This window comes from Serratia quinivorans, assembly GCF_946227985.1.
In the GTDB taxonomy this organism is placed as follows: domain Bacteria; phylum Pseudomonadota; class Gammaproteobacteria; order Enterobacterales; family Enterobacteriaceae; genus Serratia; species Serratia quinivorans_A.
In genome coordinates this window covers 79,307-102,124 of the sequence record NZ_CAMKGL010000004.1, presented here as the reverse complement: position 1 = coordinate 102,124, position 22,818 = coordinate 79,307, and the positions used below count along the sequence as shown (strand labels likewise).

General features: G+C 55.6%; 19 protein-coding genes and 1 pseudogene. 10 read left to right on the top strand and 10 right to left on the bottom strand.

Annotated features, from left to right (window positions below; genetic code table 11):
* Positions 1–235 precede the first annotated feature (235 nt).
* Entirely contained in the window at positions 236–1,279 is a 1,044-nt protein-coding gene (locus OCH02_RS13570; RefSeq protein WP_261431685.1) for a GMP reductase, read from the top strand.
* A 70-nt stretch (positions 1,280–1,349) separates the two neighbouring features.
* Here OCH02_RS13570 and hofC read toward each other — a convergent pair whose 3' ends face one another.
* From hofC to nadC, 4 genes are all read right to left on the bottom strand, one after another.
* Positions 1,350–2,549 (bottom strand): protein transport protein HofC, encoded by a 1,200-nt coding sequence (hofC, locus tag OCH02_RS13565; protein ID WP_261431684.1) that lies wholly within the window; start codon positions 2,547–2,549, stop codon positions 1,350–1,352.
* Positions 2,546–3,991 carry a type II secretion system protein GspE gene (gene gspE, locus OCH02_RS13560; RefSeq protein WP_261431683.1) on the bottom strand — a complete coding sequence of 482 codons (1,446 nt, stop codon included), beginning with the start codon at positions 3,989–3,991 and terminating at the stop codon, positions 2,546–2,548. The genes hofC and gspE overlap by 4 nt, the downstream gene beginning before the upstream one ends.
* Positions 3,988–4,437, bottom strand: coding sequence for a prepilin peptidase-dependent pilin (gene ppdD / locus OCH02_RS13555; protein WP_261431682.1), 450 nt, complete (start codon positions 4,435–4,437; stop codon positions 3,988–3,990). The genes gspE and ppdD overlap by 4 nt, the downstream gene beginning before the upstream one ends.
* Positions 4,438–4,635: 198 nt before the next feature.
* On the bottom strand, positions 4,636–5,526 hold the full coding sequence (gene nadC, locus OCH02_RS13550) for a carboxylating nicotinate-nucleotide diphosphorylase (RefSeq protein WP_012005227.1): 891 nt from the start codon (positions 5,524–5,526) through the stop codon (positions 4,636–4,638).
* A 386-nt stretch (positions 5,527–5,912) separates the two neighbouring features.
* Between nadC and OCH02_RS13545 the strand changes: the two genes are divergently transcribed.
* The 3 genes from OCH02_RS13545 (at position 5,913) to ampE (ending at position 7,932) form a co-directional block, all read left to right on the top strand.
* Entirely contained in the window at positions 5,913–6,428 is a 516-nt protein-coding gene (locus OCH02_RS13545) for a DUF2778 domain-containing protein (RefSeq protein WP_261431681.1), read from the top strand.
* Complete coding sequence (locus tag OCH02_RS13540) at positions 6,406–6,690, top strand: hypothetical protein (protein WP_261431679.1); 285 nt, start codon at positions 6,406–6,408, stop codon at positions 6,688–6,690. Before OCH02_RS13545 ends, OCH02_RS13540 begins: the two co-directional genes overlap by 23 nt.
* 387 nt (positions 6,691–7,077) lie before the next feature.
* A complete protein-coding gene (gene ampE / locus OCH02_RS13535; RefSeq protein WP_153858028.1) occupies positions 7,078–7,932 on the top strand; it encodes a beta-lactamase regulator AmpE in 855 nt (284 codons plus the stop codon).
* Positions 7,933–7,992: 60 nt separating this feature from the next.
* Here ampE and hemL read toward each other — a convergent pair whose 3' ends face one another.
* Positions 7,993–9,282 carry a glutamate-1-semialdehyde 2,1-aminomutase gene (gene hemL / locus OCH02_RS13530; protein WP_261431678.1) on the bottom strand — a complete coding sequence of 430 codons (1,290 nt, stop codon included), beginning with the start codon at positions 9,280–9,282 and terminating at the stop codon, positions 7,993–7,995.
* Between the two features lie 178 nt (positions 9,283–9,460).
* On the opposite strand from hemL, the gene clcA reads away from it, so the two are divergent.
* Positions 9,461–10,900 (top strand): H(+)/Cl(-) exchange transporter ClcA, encoded by a 1,440-nt coding sequence (gene clcA / locus OCH02_RS13525; protein ID WP_261431676.1) that lies wholly within the window; start codon positions 9,461–9,463, stop codon positions 10,898–10,900.
* A gap of 89 nt (positions 10,901–10,989) precedes the next feature.
* Positions 10,990–11,334: an iron-sulfur cluster insertion protein ErpA gene (gene erpA, locus OCH02_RS13520; RefSeq protein WP_012005231.1), complete on the top strand. Its 345-nt coding sequence runs from the start codon at positions 10,990–10,992 to the stop codon at positions 11,332–11,334.
* A 57-nt stretch (positions 11,335–11,391) separates the two neighbouring features.
* Here erpA and OCH02_RS13515 read toward each other — a convergent pair whose 3' ends face one another.
* From OCH02_RS13515 to mtnN, 4 genes are all read right to left on the bottom strand, one after another.
* The gene (locus OCH02_RS13515) at positions 11,392–11,640 is read right to left on the bottom strand and encodes a hypothetical protein (protein ID WP_261431675.1); all 249 of its coding nucleotides are present in this window, start codon (positions 11,638–11,640) and stop codon (positions 11,392–11,394) included.
* Positions 11,641–11,868: 228 nt separating this feature from the next.
* Positions 11,869–12,483, bottom strand: coding sequence for a TRIC cation channel family protein (locus OCH02_RS13510; RefSeq protein ID WP_012005233.1), 615 nt, complete (start codon positions 12,481–12,483; stop codon positions 11,869–11,871).
* Positions 12,483–13,244: a vitamin B12 ABC transporter substrate-binding protein BtuF gene (gene btuF / locus OCH02_RS13505; RefSeq protein ID WP_410001258.1), complete on the bottom strand. Its 762-nt coding sequence runs from the start codon at positions 13,242–13,244 to the stop codon at positions 12,483–12,485. The genes OCH02_RS13510 and btuF overlap by 1 nt, the downstream gene beginning before the upstream one ends.
* 46 nt (positions 13,245–13,290) lie before the next feature.
* A complete protein-coding gene (mtnN, locus tag OCH02_RS13500) occupies positions 13,291–13,992 on the bottom strand; it encodes a 5'-methylthioadenosine/S-adenosylhomocysteine nucleosidase (protein ID WP_261431672.1) in 702 nt (233 codons plus the stop codon).
* A 129-nt stretch (positions 13,993–14,121) separates the two neighbouring features.
* Between mtnN and dgt the strand changes: the two genes are divergently transcribed.
* Both dgt and degP read left to right on the top strand, forming a co-directional pair.
* Positions 14,122–15,639 carry a dGTPase gene (dgt, locus tag OCH02_RS13495; protein ID WP_261431671.1) on the top strand — a complete coding sequence of 506 codons (1,518 nt, stop codon included), beginning with the start codon at positions 14,122–14,124 and terminating at the stop codon, positions 15,637–15,639.
* Positions 15,640–15,831: 192 nt separating this feature from the next.
* Positions 15,832–17,274, top strand: coding sequence for a serine endoprotease DegP (gene degP / locus OCH02_RS13490; RefSeq protein ID WP_174354283.1), 1,443 nt, complete (start codon positions 15,832–15,834; stop codon positions 17,272–17,274).
* Positions 17,275–17,332: 58 nt separating this feature from the next.
* Here the strand turns inward: degP and barA are convergent, their stop codons facing one another.
* Positions 17,333–20,053, bottom strand: a complete 2,721-nt coding sequence (gene barA, locus OCH02_RS13485; protein WP_261431669.1) for a two-component sensor histidine kinase BarA — start codon at positions 20,051–20,053, stop codon at positions 17,333–17,335.
* Positions 20,054–20,140: 87 nt separating this feature from the next.
* Here barA and OCH02_RS13480 point away from each other — a divergent pair.
* Both OCH02_RS13480 and relA read left to right on the top strand, forming a co-directional pair.
* A pseudogene (locus tag OCH02_RS13480) lies at positions 20,141–20,566 on the top strand (hypothetical protein); the annotation flags it as partial.
* A 9-nt stretch (positions 20,567–20,575) separates the two neighbouring features.
* Positions 20,576–22,807 (top strand): GTP diphosphokinase, encoded by a 2,232-nt coding sequence (gene relA / locus OCH02_RS13475; RefSeq protein WP_261431668.1) that lies wholly within the window; start codon positions 20,576–20,578, stop codon positions 22,805–22,807.
* Positions 22,808–22,818 lie beyond the last annotated feature (11 nt).

Sequence of the window (22,818 nt, the reverse complement as noted above, 5' to 3'; positions counted from 1 at the left end):
CGATTTTTAGCGCGTATGATAGCGTCACTGGAGCTGGCATTAATCTATACCCGTCATTCTTCGAGCTGCAAGTGTGTTGACTGCGAGCGTTCACCCGAATCACTTACGTGAGTAAGCGCATCGGGACTCTCGTTCTTGTCGCCTTCCTGAAACTCGAATTATTTAGGTATACCCCGTCGCTTTTCAAGCCATTGCGTTCTGCGATCCGTCGCCATAAACCAGGAAATCATAAGTCATGCGTATTGAAGAAGATTTGAAATTAGGCTTTAAAGATGTGCTGATTCGCCCAAAGCGCTCCACGCTTAAAAGCCGTTCAGAAGTTGAACTGGATCGTCAGTTTAGCTTCAAACATTCTGGCTTGAGCTGGTCCGGCGTCCCTATTATCGCCGCCAACATGGACTCGGTCGGCACCTTCAGCATGGCAGAGGCCCTGGCTTCTTTCGACGTACTCACCGCCGTACACAAACACTACACCCTTGAACAATGGGCCGCATTTGTGCAGCGCGTACCGGCATCGGTGCTGCGCCACGTTATGGTTTCGACCGGCACTTCAGAAGCTGATTTTGTGAAGATGCAGCAAATTCTGGCCTTGTCGCCGGGGCTGAAGTTTATCTGCATCGACGTCGCCAACGGTTACTCAGAGCATTTTGTCGCCTTCTTGCAGAAAGCGCGTGAAGCCTGTCCGAACCATGTGATCTGTGCCGGTAACGTAGTCACTGGTGAAATGGTTGAAGAGTTGATCCTCTCCGGTGCCGATATCGTCAAGGTGGGTATTGGGCCAGGGTCAGTCTGTACCACCCGAGTGAAAACCGGCGTGGGTTACCCACAGCTGTCTGCGGTGATCGAGTGCGCCGATGCGGCACACGGCCTGGGCGGTCAGATCGTCAGTGATGGCGGTTGTTCGGTACCGGGTGATGTCGCGAAAGCCTTTGGTGGCGGCGCAGATTTTGTCATGTTGGGTGGCATGCTGGCCGGTCATGACGAGTGTGAAGGCACCGTAGTGGAAGAGAACGGCGAGAAATTCATGCTGTTCTACGGTATGAGTTCCGAATCGGCGATGAAACGTCACGTCGGTGGTGTTGCTCAGTACCGTGCGGCGGAAGGAAAAACCGTTAAACTGCCACTGCGTGGCGAGGTTGAGTTTACCGTTCGTGATATCCTGGGCGGCCTGCGCTCCGCCTGCACTTATGTGGGTGCAGAGCGTTTGAAAGAGCTGACCAAACGCACGACCTTCATCCGCGTAGCGGAACAGGAAAACCGCATATTCGGCAGTAACTAATCAGGTTCACTTCAGCCTGACCAAACCTCGGGTGCAGTTCATTGATGCTGCGCCCAGGGTTCTCCAATAGTTATCCTAAAACGTTCCCCAATTGGAATATCGGCAAATACATCGCGATCACCAACGTGCCGACGATCCCGCCCACCACCAGCATCAAGATCGGTTCCAGCGTTTGCGCCAGCGTATCGGCCAACTCAAAAGTTTGTTGCTCATGCCACTGCGCCAGTTTGCCCAACAGTGTATCTAATGAACCGGACTCTTCGCCCACCCGGACTAACTGCTGACAAAGCGGGGGGAAAAGAGACTGTTCCCCCAACGCGCTGTGAAAAGTCTGGCCCTGCGCTATTTGTTGCTGCACCTTCTCCATCGCCTGTCGGTAAAACAGGTTGTCCACCGACAGTGCCGCGGCGTTCAATCCTTCAACCAGAGTGAGCCCGGCCTGTTGGGTCATGGCCAGAATGCGGAATATTTGGCTCAGACAACCGCCTTTGATCAGTTGTGCAATCAACGGCAGTTGCAGTAACGCCGCCTGTTCACGCCTGCGCCAGTGTGGCTGCGGGTGCAGTCTTCGAAAATAAGCAAATATCGTGCAGCCCAAAACCACCGCCAGCCAGGGGCCGCAGCGAATCAACCAGGTGGAAAGATCCAGCAGCCCTTGGGTAAACCAGGGTAGCGGCGCATTGAAGGACTGATAGACGCCGGCAAATTCCGGCAACACCATGACTAACATCAGAATGCTCACCAACAGCGCTACAGCGCAGATAAACAAGGGATAACGCAGCGCCTTAACCACTTTCTTTTGCAATTTTTGCTGTGCTTCCTGTTGTTGGGCCAGTTGCCGACAGCACTCATCCAGGTGACCGGTCAGTTCCCCAATGGCGATCAACTGGCGGTAAATCAGAGGAAAGATGGCCTGTTGCCCGGCGATAACCTCGGAAAAGGGTTGGCCTTGCTGCACCTGTTCGCTGATGTCCCGCAGCAGGCAGCGCCAGGCCGCAGACGGGTGTTCTGTCGCCAGCAATTGCAACCCGCTAACCAGTGGCAAGCCGGCTTGCAGCAGGGTAGCAAGTTGACGAGTGAACTGGATCAAGGGTTCCCCGCGCCACTGACTGGGGGCAATACGTTTCCCGCTGTTAATCTGGCAGGGCTGCAGCCCTTGTTCAATCAGCCAGTGGCTGACCAAATTTTTTTCGCTGCTCATCAGTTCGCCCTCGCGCAGTTGGCCCTGTGGATCAACTGCCTGCCAGAGGAAAAGGCGCGGCGCTTTCACGGAGCCTCCTCACCGGCGATGATACCGACAATGCGATATACCTCTTCCAGCGAGGTGATGCCTTGCGAAACCAGTGTTAACCCGGCTTGCAGCAGCGTTGTCTGCCCTTGCTGCAGTGCAATGTCGGCCAGTTCACCCGGGGCGGCGCCCTGTAACAGACCGGCCTGCACCTCTGGGGTGATAGTCAGTAATTCATACACCCCGGTACGGCCGTAGTATCCGCCAAAGCAGTGCTCGCAGCCCTCGGCTTGCCAGGGCAGCAAGGGTATGGCCCAAATTGCGGTGGGGAAGCGAACCGGTTGGCTTTGCTGATAGCGGCAGTGGCTGCAAAGTTTGCGCACCAGCCGCTGGGCGATCACCAGCTTCAGGCTGGCGGCAATCAGATAGCCGGGAATACCCATATGGGTCAGGCGCGTCAGGGTCTCGCTGGTGGAGTTGGTGTGTAACGTGGACAACACCAGATGACCGGTTTGCGCGGCTTTAACTGCTATCTCTGCCGTTTCCCTGTCGCGGATTTCACCGATCATGATCACGTCTGGATCTTGTCGTAGTAAGGCGCGTAAAACGCGGGAAAAATCCAGATCTGTTTTGGCATTAATTTGCGTCTGGTTAACGCCAAATAACGGGATCTCGATCGGATCCTCGACGCTACATAAATTACTTTGCGCATCATTCAACTGACGCAGGCCGCTGTACAGGGTGACGGTTTTACCACTACCGGTCGGGCCAGTGACCAGGATCATACCCTGTGGGCAGGATAATGCTGCGGCAAACTTCGCCAACGCCGCCGGATCCATTCCCAGCCGATCCAGCGGCAGCTCCTGGCGTTCGGTTTGCAGGACTCGCAGCACCACTTTTTCGCCGTACAGTGTGGGCAGGGTGGAGATGCGCATTGAGTAACCGGCGTTATCCAATTGCACGCTGAGCTGGCCATCCTGTGGCAGGCGACGCTCGGCAATGTCCAACTGCCCCATGATCTTCAGTCGGGCGGTGAGGCGAGCGGCGAGTGTGAATGGCGGTGAGGCTATCGCCTGCAGTACCCCGTCGATACGCAGTCGGATACGTAGCGTCTGTTGGTAAGGCTCGAAATGAATATCCGAGGCACGCCGTTGAATAGCAATGTGCAGCGTCTGATTGATAAACTGCACGACGGGAGCGTCACTGTCGTCGTTTAATAAGGACCCATTAGGTTGTGCCTCCGGTGCTTCCTGCGAGGGGCCATCGCCTTGTATTTGACGTTGGTTCAGTTCCATTTCCAGCCGGGCTGCCGGCCACTGCTCCAGATGAATGCGCTTGCCGGTGGCGAAACGCAGCGCCGACAGCAGCGCCTGTGGCGCCTCCGCTGTCAGGGCCACATTCAGGCAGTACCGATCTTCGCTGAGCGCCAGCGCCTGGTAACGCCGGCACAATGCATGGATTTCGTCGCTTATCGCCGTACTCATGGCGTTGGCGCCGTTGCGGTGGTGTCAAAACGGAAAACTTCCTGACAGGTTTCCTGCAGATTGACGTTGCTGCTGGTGCACTGTCGTGTCCAGCGTGTCAGCCCGCTGGCATTTTGGGTTGGGGTCAGAGCGACCGTTAGCCCTTGCAGCGTTTGCGTACCGGTCAGCGAAATTACCCCCTGGCTGACCTGAACCGCGCTGACGTAACGTGAGGCGTCACCGGCAGGGATACCTTTGCTACCTGCATTACAGCCAGCGGGCGCACCGCTGTCGAGCACGCATAGCTCAACGGCCAGCTTATACGGCGTCATGGTTTGCAGCATGTCTGTCATCGCTGCTTTTTGGATATAGCGCTGGTAGGCGGGAATGCCTATGGCGCTCAGGATGGCGATAATGGCGATCACCACCATCAGTTCAATCAGGGTAAAACCGCGCTGTGTTTCCATTTGTTGTTGCCTCCGGGTGAATGTGGAAGCAAAGGTAAGCGTACAGGGCGTGGGCTTCGAGCGAGTTATGGCTGTTTTGCGTTGCAGTTCCACAGCAATTAATCAGCATTGCACAAGAGGGAAAAAGGATGAGGCGAGCTTCGCAATTCTGACGAGAAAATACCTCCCCGAGGGACAGGGAGGCAGGGATGACGGAGTTTATTTAAAGCGCATTGACAGATCGAGCGCGGTCACATGTTTGGTCAGGGCACCCACAGAGATGTAGTCCACCCCGGTTTCGGCGAAGGTGCGCAGGGTTTCACTGGTCACGTTACCTGAAACTTCCAATTGGGCACGCCCTTGAGTTTGCGCTACGGCAGCACGCATCATCTCGACGCTGAAATTATCCAGCATGACAATGTCGGCTCCGGCATCCAGCGCCTGCTGCAGTTCGTCCAGCGATTCGACTTCCACCTCGACCGGCACGTCGGCATGCAGCCAGAACGCCTTCTCGACCGCCTTTTTAATCGAACCGGAGGCAATGATGTGGTTTTCCTTGATCAGGAAGGCATCGGAAAGCCCCAGGCGATGGTTACTGCCGCCGCCGCACAGCACGGCATATTTCAGCGCGGTGCGCAGCCCTGGCAGGGTCTTGCGGGTGTCCAGCAGGCGGGTTTGCGTGCCCTGCAACAGCGCCACATAGCGGCTGACTTCGGTCGCTACGCCGGAAAGCGTCTGGACAAAATTCAGTGCGGTGCGCTCACCGGTCAACAATACCCGCGCCGGGCCGGTCAGTTTGCAGAGCGGCTGGTCTGGGACCAGGCTATCGCCGTCCGCTACCTGCCATTCCACTTTCACCTGGTTACCCAGTTGAATGAAGACTTCATTCAGCCAACGCTTACCACAAAAGATGCCGGGCTCGCGGGTAATAATAGTGGCTTCGGCCTGGGTGTCGGCCGGTAATAATTGCGCGGTAATATCGCGTTCGGCATCGACTTCACCACCCAGGTCTTCACGCAGCGCCTGGGCAACGGCATAGGGGATATCGCTTTCAATTCGTTCAAGAAGCTCGGTGCGGCGACTGTCGGCACTGTAGCGGCGTGTCGGCATAGAAAACTCCGAAATGGACGGTAATATCGTAGGGGGAACATGCTACTCTGTTTTATAGCCCCGCGCTAGCGGGGCGTTCTGCATAATATCAATAGCTTAGTAAAGCTAAGTGACGCTAATAAGTGCTAACTATTGCCACCTCGTGGACTCAATGTGGGCATTTTGGCGACCGGGTTCAAGGTTACTGCACCTTGAAGGAAATCCGGCGCAATAACTCATAGCTGGCTTGGATAACTGGGCCAGAGTGATCGGTTTTAATGAGTATCCCAACACCGGGGAATCACCTTAAAACCAACCTACGGGCTGGCTTTTTTTACCCTGATTTTATGTATTATGATTAACTCTGCTTAACAATTTCACAGGAGTGCAGGATGCAAATATGCCGGATGGACTATAACGATTTATCGGCCGATAGGAAAAAAGCAAAATTTCACTGCTATGGTAAAGGCACCTTTGAGGTCTTCTCAGGCCAAGCGCCAAGAATAAATATGCCCCGTTGTTCATTTATCGAAAATGCAGCGCTTCCGCCAGGGCAGTACTGGATCGTAGACCGGCCTTTAGGTGGTATAAAAAACCGGATCCTTACCTTTGGAAAAGATACTTGGTTTGGAACTAATCATGATGAATGGTTTGGCCTCTATAATTTTCAGACAATGAGTGATACCACTTTTGTGAATGGAATAAGTAGAGGTGCATTTCGTTTACATCCCTTGCGTCCCGATGGAACAGGGGAGTCATGGGGATGCATCACATTTTTCCGAAATTCTGACTTTCAGCAGGTTAGGCGCGCGATCCTGAGCCGGAAAAAGTTTAAGGTGCCAGGTTCACGGAATGGCCTTCTGGCATATGGTCGCGTTGATGTAACAGGGAGTAAGGATTATGACCGATGCGCAATTAAGTAAAAAAAGCAGATGGCCTCTAAATATTGCGGGTTTTATCGTGTGCTTGGTTGTTTCGGCATTTGTAATTCGGTTTACTCCGATTGGTAGCCTACTATGGGCGCTAGCTGACGGCATCTATGATGCATTGCATCCGTTAGGCTGGTTCCAGGGAGTTAATGAAGGTAATCCGGCTTTGTTCCCTGTAGGGCTGTGTGCCAATGTCGTGATCGCTACTCTTCTGTTTTTGGTTACTAAAAGAATAATTTCAGCAGTTAGAAAGTGAGTGCACAAACAACTTTTGCTTTCAGCCAGCCTTCGGGCTGGCTTTTTTGTTTAGTCAATCGGCCCAAAACTGGGCCGATTGTCGATATGGTCATCATGTGGACGTACTGATAGTAAATCCTTTTTGTATCATACGGTTATTTCTGATTTACAGAAACATGCTACTCTGTTGCCATGATAAGTACCACTGCAGCGCGGTGGTTGCGCCGCTAATCTGGCATTAATCCGATGTCAGCGGCGCGGATTACCGGGCACAGTCATATTGCCCCAGGCTGTAAAACCGATTCAGACCCGACATGGGGTCGGATTTAAATCTGGCATCTCTGGAACAACCCGGCAAGGCCGATGACGCTATGCTTGGAACAATGGAAAGGGAGAGGAGTCGCTAATGACGCTGTTTACGCTGTTACTGGTTCTGGCGTGGGAACGTTTGTTCAAGCTGGGTGAGCATTGGCAGTTGGACCATCGGCTGGAGGTGGTGTTTCATCGGTTGCACCGGTTCTCGCTGGCGCAGACGTTACTGATGACCCTGGCCTGGATGGTGGTGGTCGGGGGCATTCTGTGGCTGTCTCAAGGGCTTTTTTTCGGCGTAGTGACGCTGTTGCTGTGGATCGTTATTGATTTGCTGTGCGTGGGGGCAGGCATCAAGCGTAAACACTATCGTGCCTATCTGAAAGCGGCGCGGCAGGGGGATGTTCATGCCAGCGACCAGATGGCGGAAGAGCTGGCACTGATCCACGGTTTGCCGGTGGATTGCAGCGAAGAGCTGCGCCTGCGTGAACTGCAAAATGCGCTGCTGTGGATTAACTTCCGTTATTATCTGGCTCCGCTGTTCTGGTTCGTGGTCTGCGGGCCTTACGGGCCGATTGCGCTGGCGGGCTACTCCTTCCTGCGTGCTTACCAAACCTGGTTGGCGCGCCATAATACCCCGCTGGAGCGTTCGCAGTCGGGCATCGATCATCTGTTGAACTGGCTGGACTGGATCCCGGTGCGCCTGGCCGGCGTGGCTTACGCCCTGTTTGGACATGGTGAGAGAGCGCTGCCGGCATGGTTTGCATCGCTGGGCGATCTCCATTCTTCGCAGTATCAGGTGCTGACGCGGCTGGCGCAGTTCTCACTGGCGCGTGACCCCCATATGGATCCAGTACAGACCCCGCGAGCGGCGGTAACCCTGGCACGTAAGGTGACGATGATTATCGTGGTGGTGGTGGCACTGCTGACGATTTACGGCACCTTGCTCTGACGGCAAAGTTTGAAAATAAAAACGGGCGCTTAGCGCCCGTTTTTATTGGCTAGCCAAAACTTACAGCTTGGCGAAGCAGCGACGTGCGGCATCGATAGTGCGCTGAATGTCTTCTTTGCTGTGCGCAATGGACATAAAGCCAGCCTCGAAGGCAGAAGGTGCCAGATAAACCCCTTCTTCCAGCATCAGATGGAAGAAACGCTTGAAGCGCTCTACATCGCACTGCATCACGTCCTGATAACTGGTGACTGACGGCGCATCGGTAAAGAACAGGCCGAACATGCCGCCAACGTGGTTCACCACCAGCGCGACGTTTTCTTCTTTAGCCGCGTGCAGCAGGCCGGCTGCCAGCATATCGGTCAGTTCGGTCAGCGTCTGGTGGACACCCACCTGCGAAACTTCGGTCAGGCAGGCAAAGCCTGCCGCCATCGCAATCGGGTTACCGGACAGCGTGCCTGCCTGATAGACCGGGCCGGTAGGTGCCAACGCTGCCATCACTTCACGACGGCCGCCGAACGCGCCAACGGGCATGCCGCCACCGATGATTTTACCCAGGCAGGTGAGATCAGGCACCACATCGTAATAGGCCTGTGCGCCGGCCAGCGCCACGCGGAAGCCGGTCATGACTTCATCGATAATCAGCAATGCACCGTACTTGTCGCACAGTGCGCGCAGGCCCGGCAGGAATTCCGGCAGTGGTGGTACGCAGTTCATGTTACCGGCGACCGGTTCGACGATGATGCAGGCGATTTCGGAAGGGTACTGCTCGAATGCGGTGCGTACCGATTCCAGATCGTTAAAGGTGCAGGTCAGGGTATGCTTGGCGAAGTCTGCTGGCACGCCCGGTGAGTTTGGCTGCCCCAGAGTGAGCGCACCGGAGCCGGCTTTTACCAGCAGGCAGTCGGCGTGGCCGTGGTAGCAGCCTTCAAACTTGATGATTTTATCGCGGTTGGTATAGCCGCGCGCCAGACGAATGGCACTCATGGTGGCTTCGGTCCCCGAGTTCACCATGCGTACCATATCCATGGTCGGCACCAGTTCGGTGACCAGTTCCGCCATTTTGACTTCCATCTCGGTAGGGGCGCCAAAGCTCAGGCCGCGCTGTGCCGCTTCAATGACCGCGTTGCGGATCGCCGGGTGGTTGTGCCCCAGTACCATCGGGCCCCAGGAACCGACGTAGTCGATATAGGCTTTGCCGTCGACGTCGAACAGGTAAGCCCCGTCCGCCCGTTCGATAAACAGTGGTACACCGCCAACGCCGTTGAATGCACGCACCGGAGAGTTAACCCCGCCTGGGATTACCTGTTTTGCCTGGGCATACAGACTTTCGGACTTGCTGTGTAAGCTCATAAATCGGCTCCTGGATTCTGTTTGAATGATTTGACCGCGCTATTCTAGTGAAGTGTTCGTCGATATGAAACGATCACAGACAGATACCTATTTTGAGGGGCGGTCAGTCAGCGGGTAGGCTAGAATAATCAGCTGGCCTATTTGTATTACATTTAATTCCATTAATGAATAACCCATTATGACTGAATTACAGCAACAGCCGCCGCTGGTGCGGGCTCCACGCCTGAAACGCAGTGATGCGGTACGTCAGCTTATGCGCCGTGATAAAACGCCGGTGGCGATCCTGCTAATGGCGGCGTTGGTGGGAACCCTGGCGGGTTTGCTCGGCGTGGCGTTCGATAAAGCGGTGGATTGGGTGCAGCAGCAGCGTTTTTCCGGGCTGGCACAGGTCGCCGATTACTGGATACTGGTTTGGCCGTTGGCCTTTATTCTTTCCGCTTTGCTGGCGGTGTTGGGGTACTACCTGGTGCACCGCTTTGCCTCGGAGGCGGGCGGCTCGGGTATCCCGGAGATCGAAGGGGCGTTGGAAGAGCTACGCCCGGTGCGCTGGTGGCGAGTGATCCCGGTGAAGTTTATCGGTGGCATGGGAACCCTGGGGGCAGGCATGGTGCTGGGCCGTGAAGGGCCTACGGTGCAAATGGGCGGCAACGTCGGGCGCATGGTGCTGGATATTTTCCGCCTGCGCGGCGCAGAGGCGCGCCATTCGTTGCTGGCTACCGGTGCAGCCGCCGGCCTTGCCGCCGCCTTTAATGCGCCGTTGGCAGGCATTCTGTTTATCATTGAAGAGATGCGTCCGCAGTTCCGTTATAACCTGATCTCAATTAAAGCGGTGTTTATCGGCGTCATTATGTCCAGCGTGGTGTTCCAGCTGTTCAACGGCGAAGGGTCGGTGATTGCGGTGGGTAAGCTTTCTTCGGCACCGATTAACACCCTTTGGCTGTATTTGGTGCTCGGGGCGATCTTTGGTGCGGTGGGGGTTATGTTCAACGCGCTGATTTTCCGTGCCCAGGACATGTTCGCTCGTCTGCACGGCGGTAAAATGCGCAAGGTTTTGCTGATAGGCGGTTTGCTCGGCGGCCTCTGCGGCATTTTGGGGCTGATCCAGCCGGAAGCCGCAGGCGGGGGTTTTGGGCTGATCCCGATCGCCGCTGCCGGTAACTACAGCGTCGGCATGCTGATGTTTATTTTTATTACCCGGGTGATCACTACGCTGTTATGTTTTGGCTCCGGCGCGCCGGGCGGGATTTTTGCGCCGATGCTGGCGTTGGGTACGCTGTTTGGTACTGCCTTTGGTCTGGCCGGTGCACATCTGTTTCCTGCGTACGGCATCGAGGCCGGTACCTTTGCCATTGCAGGAATGGGTGCCCTGTTTGCTGCCACGGTACGTGCGCCCCTGACCGGTATCGTGCTGGTGTTGGAAATGACGGATAACTATCAGCTGATACTGCCAATGATTATTACCTGCCTGGGGGCTACCTTGGTGGCACAGTTCCTCGGAGGTAAGCCGTTGTATTCCTCCATATTGGCCCGTACCTTACAGCGTCAGGAAGCGTTGCAGACACGCGAAGCAGCAGATAAAACAGGTAAAGAAGATACAACAAATGCGGTGAATACTTGAACGCAACACTCAGGTATTAGATAATCAATAACATTAATCCGGTCGCCATTGTAGCGGCCTGATGCAGAACAATGTTGGGAGTAAAGAGTATGAGTGATGAAACAGCACTGCCCCTGCAATTTACCGAGGCAGCAGCGAGCAAGGTTAAAGTCCTGATTGCTGATGAAGAAAATCCGGATCTGAAGTTGCGGGTTTACATTACCGGTGGCGGCTGCAGCGGATTCCAGTACGGCTTCACTTTTGACGACAAGGTTAACGATGGCGACATGACCATCGAGAAGCAGGGGGTTGCGCTGGTGGTGGACCCAATGAGCCTGCAATATCTGGTCGGTGGCTCGGTCGATTATACCGAAGGGCTGGAAGGCTCCCGCTTCGTGGTGACCAACCCGAACGCTAAAACAACCTGCGGCTGCGGATCCTCGTTCAGCGTCTGATCCTGCCTACCGCAGTATTAAACCCGCCAACCTCACCGGTTTGCGGGTTTTTTATTGCTACCATTCCACGGTGACCAGTTCCTGGTGAGGCTCATTTTCACCCTCGGTCAGCAACCGGCTTCGGGTGACTTTAGGCTGACTATCGGTTGCACCGCCGCATTTTACCTGGGGCACTGAATCATCGATATGCACGCTGCACTTTGGGGTGATGGTCAGGCTGACACCGATTTGTCCGCTGGCGGCACCGGCGTAAACGAAGGGGCTGCACAGCATTACACTGAATAAAAAGAGAATATTTTTCATCATTTGGGAAATAGCCATCCGTAAGCAATCACATAATGGCTTATCGGCAAAAAGTTAATAAGATTTAACAGGGCGGGATAATAATTAACTTGGGGTTAAAAAGTTTATTACATTGGTTTCCCTGAATTTTTCAGGAGTTGATAATAACACTTTGCTTATTAATTAGTCGAATATTCTGTTTTTAAATGTAACGGGCAGATAAGGCTCCGCCCGTGTATACAGGCGGAGGGATTAGCGTTCGAGGATAAAAGCGGGAAGTTTCAGGTGCCAGCGAATGGCGGCCAGGCGGATTGCCAGCGTGATGCCCATGCCGAGCATCATTGCCTGTTGCAGCGGCATACCGAAGGTCGCATAGGCCGTAGCATGCACAATGCCGCCGATGATGCAGGCGGTGGCGTAAATTTCGGTTCTCAGGATCATCGGAATTTCCCGCGCCAGCACGTCGCGGATAATACCGCCTCCCACCCCGGTGATCACTCCCATGCAGATTGCCACCAGCGGACTGGCGTCGGCAGCGAAGGCTTTATTGACCCCGATGCCGACAAACACCGCCAGCCCAACGGCGTCCAGTACCGGCAAGATCCACTTGGGCAGGCGGCGCGGCTGGCGTACCAGCAGCAGCGTCAGCACGCAGGTGATCATGGCGACCACCAGATCGGTGGGATCTTTCACCCAAAATACCGGTCCGTTGGCTAATGCCATATCGCGAATAGTACCGCCGCCGACCGCCGTGACCACGCCCAGCACCAGTACGCCGAACGGATCCATACGTAGCTTGCCCGCCAGCAATACCCCGGAGATGGCAAAAACCGCAGTGCCGAGAATATCCAGCCAAAACACCAGCATTAATGAATCTCCGCCAGTTGACTGCACAGTTGCTGCGCCGCCAGCATGATGCGCGGGCCGGCGCGGTTGAACCAATCACCATTCACTGCAAGCACCGGCACCTGCAGTTGCGGTGCCCAGAAGGCTTTCACGCTGGCGATTTCTTTTTGGTCACCGGTAATGACGATGGCCTGCGGTTGGCGGGCCAGAACCTGTTCGCGGCTGATTTGCGGCCACGGCATGCGGCTGTCGGCAAAGATGTTCTCAGCGCCACACAGTGACAGCACCTGACTTTGCAAGGTGGCCCCGGAACTGGTGAACAGCGGCTGGGTACCGAATTGCAGCAACACTCGTCGTGGCTGGCTATGCGGATATTTTGCTTTCAGCGCGGTAATTTGCTGACGGATCGCCTCTGCTGCCTGGTGTGCTTGCTCAGGATGCGGGCTGTATTGCGCCAGGTCATCCAGCCGCTGCGCGATGTCATTGATGGTGGTGGCATCGGCATAAAAGATCGGGATACCAAAAGCGGCGAGCTGATCCAGCACCCGTTGTGGATTGCCGCCGCGCCAGGCCAGGATCAAATCCGGTTTCAGCGCCAGCACCCGCTCCAGGTTGATGCCTTGCCAGGAGGCGACTTGCTCCAGCTTTTTGGCCGCCGGGGGATAGTCGGAATAAGCGCTCACTGCCAGCAGGGTATCGCCCATGCCGGCAGCATAGGCAAGCTCGGTGGTGTTGGGAGCCAGGCTGATCACCCGTTGGGCGGCGCCGGCAGGCAGCGCCATCCCTAATGCCAGCAGCCACAGCAGGGCTGAAAAGCGTCGTGTCACATCAGCCGCGCTTAGCCAGGGTTTGCAGCATGGCGTTGACCATCAGCGTAGATTGCTTGGCAGCTACGGTAAGGAACTCTTCAAAACTCATGTGCGATTCACTGTCGGCAACGTCAGAGATAGCGCGCACGACCACGAACGGCGTAGCAAACAGGTGGCAGACGTGCCCGACTGCCGCCGCTTCCATTTCCACCGCCGCCACGCTTGGGAAGGTAGCGCGGATGCGTGCCAGTGGCTCTGCACCGTTAATGAAAGCATCGCCGCTGCAGATAAGACCGCGTACCGCGTTCAGGCCCAGCTGCTTGATGCAGTCTTCCGCCAGGGCAATCAGCGCGTCGTCTGCCACAAACGCCGCCGGGCAGCCGGCCATCTGGCCTGGCTCGTAACCAAAGGCGGTCACGTCGGCATCGTGGTAACGCACTTCTTCGGATACCACAATATCGCCGACCTTCAGCGAGCTGGCCAGGCCACCGGCGGAACCGGTATTGATCACCAGATCCGGCTTGCAGTGTTCCAGCAGCAGGGTGGTGCCCATGGCGGCAGAAACCTTACCGATGCCGGATTTGAGCAATGCCACGTCAACGCCACCGATTTGGCCGGTATAGATTTCACAGCCTGCGCGTTGAAGGGTTTGACGGTTTTCAATTTGATCGCGCAGCAGGGTGACTTCCTGCTCCATTGCGCCGATGATGCCTACTTTCATAAATAACACTCACTGATTGGCTGTGGGAATTTCGCCATAGTCTATCATGGCTCTCATAGAGAGATAATCCGTTGCATATGCCGCCGGGAATTGTTATCACGGGGGCAGGGTGCAACGGCGGAGAAACAGATGTCCGGGATCGATTTTAAGCAGAAAATCAGCTTCCAGCGGCCATTCAGCAAGCCAATTGAAGCCGGGGAAGAATACGACATTGTCCGGCAGTTCGAGAGCGATCGCGGGCGCATAGTCAATTCCGCCGCCATTCGCCGTCTGCAGCAAAAAACCCAGGTGTTTCCTCTCGAGCGTAATGCCGCGGTTCGCAGTCGCCTGACGCACTCAATGGAGGTGCAACAGGTCGGAAGGCATATCGCCAAAGAGATCCTCAATCGTTTTAAACAAGACGGGCGAGTCGACGAACTCGGGCTGACCAAACTGCTGGATCCTTTTGAGAGTATTGTCGAGATGGCCTGCCTGATGCACGACATCGGCAATCCGCCTTTCGGGCACTTTGGCGAGTCGGCGATCAACAACTGGTTTTCCCAGCGCCTCGATCCCGCCAGCTGTGGCAGCGAGCCGGCCAGCAACGATCGTTGCCAGGTCAGTGCACTGCGGCTGCATGAAGGCGAGAGCGATCTTAACCGCCTGCGTAGCCGTATCCGTCAGGATCTCAGCCATTTTGAAGGCAATGCCCAGGCTATCCGGTTGGTGCATACCCTGCTGAAGCTTAACCTGACCTACGCGCAGGTGGGCTGTATCCTGAAATATACCCGCCCGGCCTATTGGGCCAGCGCTATTCCTGCCAGCCATAACTATCTGATGAAAAAACCGGGCTTTTATCTGGCGGAAGAGGCGTTTGTCGATCGGCTGCGGCGGGAGCTGAATATGGGCGAGTTCGACCGCTTCCCATTGACCTATATTATGGAAGCGGCTGATGATATTTCGTACTGCGTGGCCGATTTGGAAGATGCGGTGGAAAAAAATATTTTCACCGTCGAGCAGCTTTACCAGCATTTAACTCAGGAATGGGGCGAGGTCACGCCGGGTGATTTGTTTGATAAAACCGTGGCCAGCGCATTTCGCAAAATCGCGCACGGTGGCGCGCGGCGCAGTAGCGAAGATCAGTTCTTCATGTATTTACGGGTCTTTACCGTGGCGCGGTTGGTCCCGCATGCGGCGCAGCGTTTTATTGATAACCTGGAGGCGGTCTATCAGGGAAACTTTAATCAGGCGCTGCTGGAGGACTCCAGCCCGGCTTACCAATTGTTGAAAATCTTCAAAAATGTCGCGTTCAAACACGTGTTCAATCACCCGGAAGTGGAACAGCTTGAGCTGCAGGGCTACCGGGTCATCAGCGGCCTGCTGGATATTTACAGCCCCCTGTTGGCGATGCCGCTGGCGGACTTTACCCTGCTGGTGCAGGAAGACAGTCACCGTGCCTATCCGATCGAAACGCGTCTGTTTCATAAGCTTTCAACCAAGCATCGGTTGGCCTATATCGAAGCGATTGAGGGCCTGCAGCATCTGTCATCCGAGCAGTTGGCGATCCGCGAGTATTATTTCCGGGCGCGTTTGCTGCAGGATTATATCAGCGGCATGACCGATCTTTATGCCTATGACGAATATCGGCGATTAATGGCTGCTGAATAATTCATTCAGCTAATAAATATTATTTTAAGCATTTGACTCGGCGGCGCAGGATCTATTTCGAGTTTTGTAAAGACGGACAATATTTGTTTACTATTACCAATAACCTGCGCCGGAACTTAGCGGTATTAATAGGTTCTGATTATGCACAAAGACCCTAATATTTTCTGAACGACTTTTATAAGAGACACACAGATGAAAAAAACCGCATTAGTTCTGAGCGCATTGGCATTCAGTATTGGTATGGCGATGGGCCCGATGACGGCCAGCGCCGCAGAAAGTGCTTCTTCCAGCACTCAACAATTGCCAAGCCTGGCGCCGATGCTGGAAAAAGTGATGCCTTCCGTGGTGAGCATTAATGTTGAAGGCAGCACTACGGTCAACACGGCGAAGATGCCGCCGCAGTTCCAACAGTTCTTCGGTGAAGACTCGCCATTCTGCCAGGACGGTTCGCCGTTCCAGGCTTCGCCGATGTGTCAGGGCGGAGGACCTGGCGGTGAGCCGGGTGCACCAGGCCAGGGGACTCAGCAGAAATTCCAGGCGCTGGGTGCCGGGGTGGTGATTGATGCCGCGAAAGGCTACGTGGTGACCAACAACCACGTGGTGGAGAACGCCAACAAAATTCAGGTCCAGCTGAGCGATGGCCGTAAATTTGACGCCAAGGTGATCGGTAAGGATCCGCGTTCCGATATCGCGTTGATCCAACTGAAAGACTTTAAAAATCTGACGGCGATCAAGATGGCGGACTCCGAACAACTGCGCGTAGGCGATTACACCGTTGCTATCGGTAACCCGTATGGGTTGGGTGAGACCGCGACCTCAGGCATTGTTTCTGCGCTGGGTCGTAGCGGGCTGAATATCGAAAATTACGAGAACTTTATCCAGACCGATGCAGCGATTAACCGTGGTAACTCCGGCGGCGCGTTGGTTAACCTGAACGGCGAACTGATCGGCATTAACACCGCCATTTTGGCACCGGACGGCGGCAACATCGGTATCGGTTTTGCCATCCCGAGCAACATGGTGAAAAACCTGACGGCGCAGATGGTCGAATATGGTCAGGTTAAACGCGGCGAATTGGGCATTATGGGTACCGAGCTGAATTCTGAGCTGGCGAAAGCGATGAAAGTGGACGCGCAGCGTGGGGCCTTTGTCAGCCAGGTCATGCCGAAATCTTCTGCTGCCAAGGCCGGCATCAAGGCTGGTGATGTGATTGTTACCATGAACGGCAAGGCCATCTCCAGCTTTGCCTCCTTCCGGGCGGAAATCGGTACTCTGCCGGTAGGCAGCAAAATGTCGCTGGGGATCATTCGCGACGGCAAGCCTGTCACCGTGGACGTTACGCTGGAGCAAAGTTCTCAGACTCAGGTTGAATCCGGCAATATCTACACCGGTATTGAAGGCGCCGAGCTGAGCAATGGTCAAGCTGGCGCTCAGAAAGGCGTGAAGGTGGATAACGTCAAGGCAGGCAGCGCTGCTGCGCGTATCGGCCTGAAAAAAGGCGACTTTATCCTTGGGGTTAACCAGCAGCCGATCCAGAACCTGGGCGAACTGCGTAAAATCCTCGACAGCAAACCGTCGGTACTGGCGCTGAATATCCTGCGCGGCGATACCACGCTGTATCTGCTGATGCAGTAATTAATTAGCTCCCGGCTAAAAAGGCACGCTTCGGCGTGCCTTTTTATTGCGTGCGGTATCAGCCCAAATGAGCACGAGCCGCCTGGCTGACCAGCTCAATCTCATCCAACAGTTCCAGCCATTCCGGCTCCAGTTCGTCGTTGCTGACGCCCTGACGTAACTGCTGTTCAAGGTAGAAACACAGCTGTTTCAGACGCGGTACGCCGCTGTAGCTGCAACTGCCGTGCAGTTTGTGGATCAAATCGAGAATGCCGTCATCCGGTGCGCCGTCCAGAATCGCTTGCACCCGCCTGCTGACCTGCGGCAGGAAGTCGAGCAGCATCTGCAACAGATCATGTGCCAGATCGGGTTTGTTCGCCGCCTGGCGCAGTGCCAACGGCCAGTCGAGCGACAGCAGCGGTTGATTGACCGCTGTTTCCGGCTCCGGCTCGCCGCTGTAATAACGCGCCAGTACGCGGGTCAGCATCGCTTCGTCAATCGGCTTGGCCAGATAGTCATCCATCCCGGCCTGCAGCAAATGCTCACGCTCGCCGCTGACGGCATGGGCGGTGACGGCGACGATTGGCGTCGAATTGTGGTGCGGCAATTGGCGGATCAACTCGCTGGTACGAATGCCGTCAATATTGGGCATCTGGATATCCATCAGGATCAAGTCCAGCACGTTGTCGCGCGCCAGCAGCAATGCTTCTTCCCCGCTTTCACACAGCAGGGTCTTTTCCACCTGTTCGGCCAGCAGAGTACCAATCAGCTTCAGGTTGGCCGGGTTATCGTCGACCGCCATCACCGTCAGCGGCAGGCGCTTATGTTCCGGCACGGCGGCGAGGAGCAGCGGCGTTTCCATGCGTAACAGCGGGAACAGACGGTTGCTGGTGATCGGTTTGATCAGGCAGCCGGCGGCTCCTTGCAGTTTAAGCTGTTCGGCATTGATCTGCGACTGACTGGGCAGAGCCAGAATCACCCGGTGGGCGATCTTCAACGCCGCCAGCAGCTTGCTTTCGTGCTGCGCCATATTTTCGCGGAACGGGATCGGTACTCCTACCAGCAGGAAGTCGTAATCTTTCTTCGGCAACTGGGCCAGCGTTGGCGAATGGGTGATCACCAAATGGGTGAGGCTTAGCATATTAAGCGTCGCCTGCGCCGCCATCGGGTTAGCTTCGATATACCCCAGCGTCTTGCCCTGCAGGTCCGGCAGGTTTGACGGCAGCGACAGCATGCCCTCATGCAGGTCGAGGGTGATATGGAACCAGAAGGTCGAACCACGGTTCAACTGACTGTGGAAGCAGATATCGCCTCCCATCTCTTTCACCAGCTTCTGGGTGATCACCAGCCCCAGCCCGGTTCCGCCGTGACGGCGTGAAATACTGGCATCCGCCTGGCGGAACGCCTGGAACAGCTGTGACTGCTGCCGTTCTGAGATGCCGATGCCCGTGTCATGGATTTGCACTTCCAGCTCCATCTGACGCTCTTGCTGGCCACGCAGCTCGACGCGGATGTCAATGTTGCCGGTTTCGGTAAATTTGATCGCGTTGCCCAACAGGTTGGTAATGATCTGTTGCAGCCGCAAGGAGTCGCCAATCACCTGTTCCGGCACGTCGTTATGCACGTCCAGCGTCAGCTCCAGCCCTTTCTCATGGGCGCTGGGCGCCAGCAGCACTATCACTTCGTCCAGCGTTTCACGCAGCGAGAAGGGGATATGTTCCAGCACCAGCTTGCCGGCCTCCAGCTTGGAGAAGTCCAGCACGTCGTTGATGATGGTCAGCAGGTTATTGGCCGAGCGTTCGATGGTTTGCAGATAGTCGGTCTGAGTGACGCTCATTTCGGTTTTCAGCATCTGACGGGTAAAGCCTATCACGCCGTTGAGCGGGGTTCGCAGCTCGTGCGACATGTTCGCCAGGAATTCGGATTTGATTCGCGCAGCCTCCTGGGCGCGTTTTTTTGCCAGGTCCAGTTCGACGTTCTGGATCTCCATTTGCTCCAGCGTTTCGCGCAGATCGGAGGTCGCCTGATCGATATTCTGCTGCATTTCTTCGTGGTAGGCGGTGAGCGACATCGCCATCGAATTGATACCGTTTTTCAGCATGTGCAGTTCGCCGAGCATAAAGCCTTCGACGCGGCTGTCGAGCTGGCCGCGGCGAATGCGGTCAACGGTATTGACCATATTGCGGATCGGGCCGGTGACGTCGCGCATCAGGCGGTAAGCAAACAGAATGGCAATACACATGCACAGCAGCAGCAGCAGGGTGGAGACAAACACCTCTTTGTATTGCTGCAAACGGACCGACTGCAGATCCAACTCAATCGCCACATAGCCCAGGCGGTTGTCCTGTTGAGGATCGCTGCCAGCGGTTTGATCCGGATACTGGCTTTCTGCCAGGATCGGGGTACGCAGGATCAGTGAGTCGCCACGCCGTGTCAGCATCAGATCGGTGGGGATAGGCACCCCTTTCGGCAACTGCAGTTGGGTAAAGTTGTGATGGTAATTGGAGGTGACAAAAAGATTATTCTGCGCGTCGAACACCGTAATGGAACGGACGATGTCTGAATGGCGACGATGTAACAGACTGACCAATTGTCTGACCGACTCGCGGCTGCGGAACGTCATGCCGTACTCGCTGGCCACCGCCAGGGGTTCGATAATGCTGGCCCCGGCGTCAACCAATTGTTCCTGTAACTCATTGTAGCGATGCACCACGAAGAAGGTGCTGAGCAACAGACCAATCAACAGCGTTGGGGCCAGAATCAGGATCATCATGCGCGCCCGCAGGCTGTATTTGGTCATGGGGTTCCAGTATGGGAAAATTGCCGGACAGACCCTACTTTAAATGAACCGGCACTCGATCGACAAATATGGCGCAATTCTTTATTCGCAACGGGCAGCGATAGCCTAGAAAAACTGTGCGGTGAAACGCCGTATCATTAGAGCGACGGGCTACGCTTAGACTTTAGCTGGTGTGACTTTATTCAGATAAATAGCTTATTAAATCAGTTAATGGTGGGGCCTGCCCTTGAATGGGTCGCTATTCAACCCAATGATCGGGTATTGGATCTGTTCTGCGGCCCTGGGCATTCTAGCCTGCCGTTGGCGCGTTGCGCCGCTGCGGTGGCAGGTATAGAAGGTGTTGCCACACCGGAAGCGAATGGGCAATATAATGCACATAAGAATAGGCGAGTCACGCCGGCTTCTTATCGTCTTGCGCGTGTGTGGATGTTGGGTCGGTTTCCGCATACGGGGCATCTTGAGTCAATGGCGCTGTTGATTAACGGTTGTGCGCCAGAGGTCGCTGCAAAGTAGGGAGAGGTTATGGTTGCGGTAAGAAGTGCACATCTGAACACGGCTGGCGAATTTGCACTCGACGAGTGGATTGCCAGCTTGGGGCTACCTAACCCGCAGTCATGTGAGCGATTAGCCGCAACCTGGCGCTACTGTGAGCAACAGACCCAGAACCATCCCAACGCGTCGCTGTTACTGTGGCGCGGGCTGGAAATGGTTGAAATCCTCTCCACCCTGAGTATGGACAACGACAGCATGCGCGCCGCGCTGCTGTTCCCGTTGGTGGATGCCGGTATCGTACAGGAAGAAACCCTGACCGAAGCCTTCGGCAAGGGCATCACCTATCTGGTACATGGCGTACGCGATATGGACGCTATCCGCCAACTGAAAGCCACCCAAAACGATTCAATGGCCTCCGAACAGGTCGACAACGTGCGCCGCATGCTGTTGGCGATGGTGGAGGACTTCCGCTGCGTGGTCATCAAGCTGGCGGAGCGTATCGCCCACCTGCGTGAAGTGAAAGACGCGCCGGAAGACGAACGGGTACTGGCGGCCAAAGAGTGTTCGAATATCTATGCACCACTGGCCAACCGTCTTGGTATCGGGCAACTGAAATGGGAGCTGGAAGACTTTTGCTTCCGCTACCTGCATCCGGAAGAATACAAGCGCATCGCCAAGCTGCTGCATGAACGCCGCATCGATCGCGAACAGTTTATCGATGATTTCGTTGCCTCGCTGCGTAGTGCGATGGGGGACGAGGGCGTTAAGGCCGACATTTACGGTCGCCCAAAACACATCTACAGCATCTGGCGCAAGATGCAGAAGAAAGCGCTGGCGTTTGACGAGCTGTTTGACGTGCGTGCGGTGCGGGTGGTGGTCGAGCGCTTGCAGGACTGCTATGCGGCATTGGGTATTGTGCATACTCACTTTCGTCATTTGCCGGATGAGTTCGACGACTATGTTGCCAACCCGAAACCCAACGGCTATCAGTCGATCCACACCGTGGTACTGGGGCCACGCGGTAAAACGCTGGAAATCCAGATCCGTACCCGCCAGATGCACGAAGATGCCGAACTGGGCGTTGCCGCGCACTGGAAATACAAAGAGGGCGCGGTTGCGACGGTACGTTCCGGCTACGAAGAACGTATCGCCTGGCTGCGCAAACTGATCGCCTGGCAGGAAGAAATGGCGGATTCCGGCGAGATGCTCGACGAAGTTCGCAGCCAGGTATTCGACGATCGGGTTTATGTGTTTACCCCGAAAGGCGATGTGGTGGATCTGCCGGCAGGCTCTACGCCACTCGACTTTGCCTACCATATTCACAGCGACGTCGGCCACCGCTGCATCGGCGCCAAAATTGGTGGCCGTATCGTGCCCTTTACCTATCAGCTGCGGATGGGCGATCAGATTGAAATTATCACCCAGAAGCAGCCGAACCCGAGCCGCGACTGGTTGAACCCGAACCTGGGCTATGTCACCACCAGCCGTGGGCGTTCCAAGATCCATAACTGGTTCCGCAAGCAGGATCGGGACAAGAACATTCTGGCCGGTCGTCAAATGCTGGATAATGAGCTGGAACACCTCGGCATCAGCCTGAAAGAGGCCGAGAAGCTGCTGATCCCGCGTTACAACATGAATTCGCTGGATGAGATCCTGGCGGCGATTGGCGGCGGGGATATCCGTCTCAATCAGATGGTGAACTTCCTGCAGGGCAAGTTCAACAAACCGAGCGCCGAGGAGCAGGATCGCGAAGCGTTGCGCCAATTGGTTCAGCACAAAGCGCCGCCGGCAACTCGCAGCAAGGACAACGGCCGGGTGGTGGTGGAAGGGGTAGGCAACCTGATGCACCACATTGCCCGCTGCTGCCAGCCGATCCCGGGCGACGATATTGTCGGCTTTATCACCCAGGGCCGCGGTATTTCTATCCACCGGGCAGACTGTGACCAACTGGTGGATCTGCAGTCGCACGCGCCGGAACGCATCGTTGACGCGGTGTGGGGCGAGAGCTACTCCAGCGGGTACTCTTTGGTCGTGCGTGTGATGGCCAACGATCGCAGCGGCCTGCTGCGAGACATCACCACCATTTTGGCCAACGAAAAGGTCAACGTGCTGGGCGTGGCCAGCCGCAGCGACACCAAAAAGCAGTTGGCGACCATAGATATGGATATTGAAATCTACAACCAGCAGGTGCTGGGCCGGGTATTGGCCAAGCTCAATCAACTGCCGGATGTGATAGACGCCAAACGCCTGCACGGCAGCTAACCTTACATTTT